General features: G+C 63.5%; 1 protein-coding gene and 1 pseudogene. One reads left to right on the forward strand and one right to left on the reverse strand.

All coding sequences use genetic code 11. The features are described 5' to 3' along the window. Window positions 1–212: 212 nt before the first annotated feature. A complete protein-coding gene (locus WBF82_RS19470) occupies window positions 213–3,383 on the reverse strand; it encodes an ATP-binding protein (protein WP_424384583.1) in 3,171 nt (1,056 codons plus the stop codon). A gap of 227 nt (window positions 3,384–3,610) precedes the next feature. Here WBF82_RS19470 and WBF82_RS19475 point away from each other — a divergent pair. Continuing rightward, window positions 3,611–4,027, forward strand: a pseudogene (locus tag WBF82_RS19475) (dihydrodipicolinate reductase); the annotation flags it as partial. Window positions 4,028–4,161 lie beyond the last annotated feature (134 nt).

The following is a 4,161-nucleotide window of genomic DNA, read 5'->3' on the forward strand; positions in this document are numbered from 1 at the left end:
GCCCAGGGCCTCGCACTTTCTCACGAGCGTGTCCCAGTCAGCGTGGTCGGCTGATGTCACCATCCAACTGTAAGTCGCGGTGGCCGCGGCGAAAGTGTGTGCTCAGGCACACCCTCCTCGAAGAGCACGACGAACGCCGCGCACCCGCCCCATGCCTGGCGCTTTTTCAGCGGTAAATGGCGTCATGTGACGTCGCCCCTGGATGCCCGGCGTCACGGCATTCCCTCTGCCCACGCGATATGCCCTTCGAAGCCAAGCGTTTTCGCCAGTTCGCGGTAGCGATCCCGATGTTCGCGATAGCGGGCATCATCGTCACCGTGCGCCCGCGCCAGCAGAGCATGCAGCCGCAGCAGCCAGATCTCGCGTATCACCAGACCCTCGTCGGCTGGCGCCTCGGCTAACCGTTCGATCGCGGCCTCGGCTTCGGCTAAGTCGGCGTCGGCGCAGCGGGCGAGCAACGCTTCGACCAGAACACCCGCCGCGGGAACGCCCCACATCAGCAGTCGTCCGGTGCGGAACAGATGGTCGACGGTGGAGCGCATGAGCGCAACTGCGTCATCGCGGTTCCCGGCTCTAGACCTTTCGCGTGCCAGGTAGACCTCGACGATCGGCAAATCGCATAGGTTGCGTCCTTGGTTGAGAAGCACTTCGCCGACCTCGGCCCCGAGCTTCTGTCCGCGGTCACGCTCCGCAGCCTTTTGGCGATGCATCAGCGCAAGCGCCAACGCCGCCCGGATGTAGCCCACCACGGTGTCATCACTGGATCGCTCGGCGATCCGTAGCGCATCCTCGATCTCGTGCAGCGCACGATCATCGGGCCTCAGCACGCCAAGCGGTATCCCCATCAAGTAGGTATAGCCGACAACCCCGGCGTAGGACGCGGGGTCGACGCCGCGAGCCATAGGCTGGCCGTCCCGCAGGTCTTCTGGCCATCCGGCACGACCCAACCAATACCGGGCCATACCCCGCGTGGTGATGGCCAGCGCTAACGGACACCCGACAAGGAAGTTGCCCTTCGACGGATCACCGTCGGCCAAATCGATCACGGCCTGTGACCATCGCAGCACCTCACACCACTCGGCGCTCTCGATCTTGCCGTAGATCAGCGGAAAAGACAGTCCCACCGTCAAGGTCGCATCGCCGACCGCCTCAGCGAGGGCCATGGCTTTCGATGTCAGCTGCGACACCTCGCGCATCCGGTCATGATGCGCGTGATCCATCACCAGCCCCGCCATGCCGATGGCCAGTGACGCCTTGTCACCGGCGGCAGTGCACAACTCACGCAACTCGTCAAAGCGACGGCCGGTTACATTCACATGCACTCGCCAGGCGGTCCCGCACAGCATGGTGCGCGGGGTAATACGCATGGCGGTCCGGTTGGAGTCTTCAGCGGGTAGGGCGTCGGCGATCTTCTGGGCGCGCTCCCAACTCAGCCGCGCCGTCGCGATGTCGCGGTTGGTCGCCCACGTTGCCGCACGCATGTGCCAGCCGTACGCGGCGTGCAGATCACCGGCGGCCTCCAGATGTTCGGCGATGAGCGCCGCATTCTGGTCGGCCGATTCCGGCTCGCGGGCTTCGATCGCGGCGGCCAGCCGCCGGTGCAGCTCGGCGCGATCCGATTTGAGCTGAGCCTCATAGGCCACCGCACGAATGAGCGGATGGTGAAAGAGATACTCCGGTTGTCGACTGACCTGATCGATGAGCTGGGCTCCCACCAAGTCAGCAATCACCGGCTCAACACCCAGTACCGTGAGTAGGTCGAGGCCGAACCGCGAGCCGATGACCGCCGCTGCGCTCAGCGCGCGCTTGGCTTTCGGATTGAGCCGGTCGATGCGCGCGGCAATAGTCGCCTGCAACGTGGCAGGCACGCTCACCTCGCTAACCTCCGCCGCCGACATGTAGGCACCAACTTCCCCACGCAGCACACCGCGCTCGGCCAGTTCGCGCACCAACTCCTCGGCGAAAAACGGATTACCGGCGGCCCTGTCGGCAACTCTCTGGCCCAGCGCATCAACCGACGGGTCCGGGCCGAGGAGATGTGCGACTAGTGCTGCGGTTTCTGAATCACTCAGCGGCGCAAGGGCTACGGTGTGGGCACCGGCCACTCGGGTCAACGCGCCGTGATATTCGGGTCGGTAGGTGACCAGCACCAGCGAGGGCGTCTTTGGGATCACCGTAAGGAAATCGGTCAACATCGACTCGCTGACCTCATCGATCCAGTGGGCATCCTCAACGACATAGACCACCGGGCTTTGGCGGGACAATTTGGCGGCGTTCACCAGCGCGGCCAACCGCCGCCGACGCGCATCGGGATCAATCGAGGGTACGGCAGTGCTCGGGTCGGCGATGCCGAGCAGGTCATCAAGCAGCAGCGCGTCCTCAGGGTCTGCGTCTGGAATTTGGTCTCGCACTCGGGCGCGGGCCGCCCGCCCGTCAAGACCCTCGACGCCGGTGGCCGCCCGCAGAAGACGCGCCACGGCATGAAATGGGACCTGGCTGGTGTGTGACTCACAGAAGGCGCTGAACACCTCCACATCCCGGACCGCTGCCATCGCAGCGACCTCGCGCACCAGACGGCTCTTGCCGATGCCGGGTTCGCCCACCACCTCAACCACAGCGCCATGTCCACCGAGTGCGCGGTCCAACAAGCCCTCGACGGCGGACATTTCCCACCGGCGACCCATCAGCTTCGACTCAGCACGCGCAACAGGGCGACGCTCTTCCGACACGCTCAGCAACAGTTGGGCGTGGATGGCTCGATCGGTGCCCTTGATGTGGACAAACTCAGCCGCACCGAGCGCGACCGCGTCTTCGATCAGCCGCGCAGTCGACGCACTCACCATCACGCCACCGGGCGGAGCGACCGATTCCATCCGTTGAGCCATACCCACTTGCTCGCCGATCGCGGTGTAGCCCAACGATTTTGAGCCGACTTCGCCAGCGATGACCTGACCGGAATTGAGACCAACACGCAACCGCAGGTCTACACCGTCGCGGTCTTCGACCTCAGTCGCCAACCGGATGGTCTCCTCTTGGATGCCCAGCGCCGCGAGACAGGCACGAAGAGCATGGTCTTCCAAGGCAACTGGCGCACCGAACACCGCCATGATGCCGTCACCGGTGAACTTATCCACCGTGCCGCCGTAACGCTGCACCACCACCGAAGCACGGGTGACCAACTCGGTCATGATCTCCCGTAGCCGCTCTGTGCCCACCGCCACAGCGATGTCCATCGAATGGACTACGTCGGCGAACAGAATCGTGACCTGCTTGTACTCCGCCCGGGTATCGCCGTCTTTGACTGGTGAGCCACAGTCATGACAAAACCGGGCGTTCTCTAGAGGCTCAGTGCCACACGTCCGGCACGCTGCTATGGCCGTCATCCGACCCTCCGCCGATCCCGGGCCCCAGCGTTTCCAGGGTTCTCTAAGCATAAGCGGTTGGACACTCCACGAGGAGCCTCAGCGTTGACGGTGATTGCGAGACCGAATTTGCTGTAGGTTCCCGTTCCTCGTGGCGAATCGCGACTCCCCTACCAGCGCTTCTGCAGAATTCTCATCCAGATGGCGGACAGGTTTTTCTCATCTTCGTGGCGAATCCTCGCTGTGTAGTGAAGTTCAGCTACGAACTCGGTGCCTGCACCAAGGACGTCGACCTCGGCTGGTACCAGATGCCAAAGGGTTCGCTCGGCGCGAACTACATCAAGTACCAAGGCATGGTCGACGGAGTGCCGCGGGTCGAGACCCGCCTCGAATGGCAGATGACCCCACACACCGAGCGGAGTTGGGATATCAAGGGCTGCTTTATCACTCAGGTCAAAGGCGACGCCTGTATCTACAACAAGCACATGATCTTCCCGAAGCCCGGCGTCGATCTATCGAATCCGGACAACTTCGCGTCGATCGTGATGACCGTCACGGGCCTGCCCGCCCTCAACGCAATCACATCGGTGGTAGCCGCACCACCGGGCTTGCTTACCAGCGCCGACGTACCGCTGCGAGGATTCGCCGGCCGGTTCAAGTTGTAGCAAGGCGGCCGGGAGAGCGTATGTAGGTTTCCATTCTCCGTGACGGGTTCGCGACGCCGCTACCTCCGGCTCAGCGAAATTTCCCACCATGATGGCGGGCGCGTTTTTCCCATCTTTGTGGCGAATCCTAGAAC

It is taken from the genome of Mycobacterium sp. (genome assembly GCF_049673265.1).
Taxonomy (GTDB): Bacteria; Actinomycetota; Actinomycetes; order Mycobacteriales; family Mycobacteriaceae; genus Mycobacterium.

Bases quoted from the DNA above. Each gene is read 5' to 3' on its own strand.
- WBF82_RS19470 (WP_424384583.1), bottom strand. From the start codon at position 3,383: ATGACGGCCATAGCAGCGTGCCGGACGTGTGGCACTGAGCCTCTAGAG.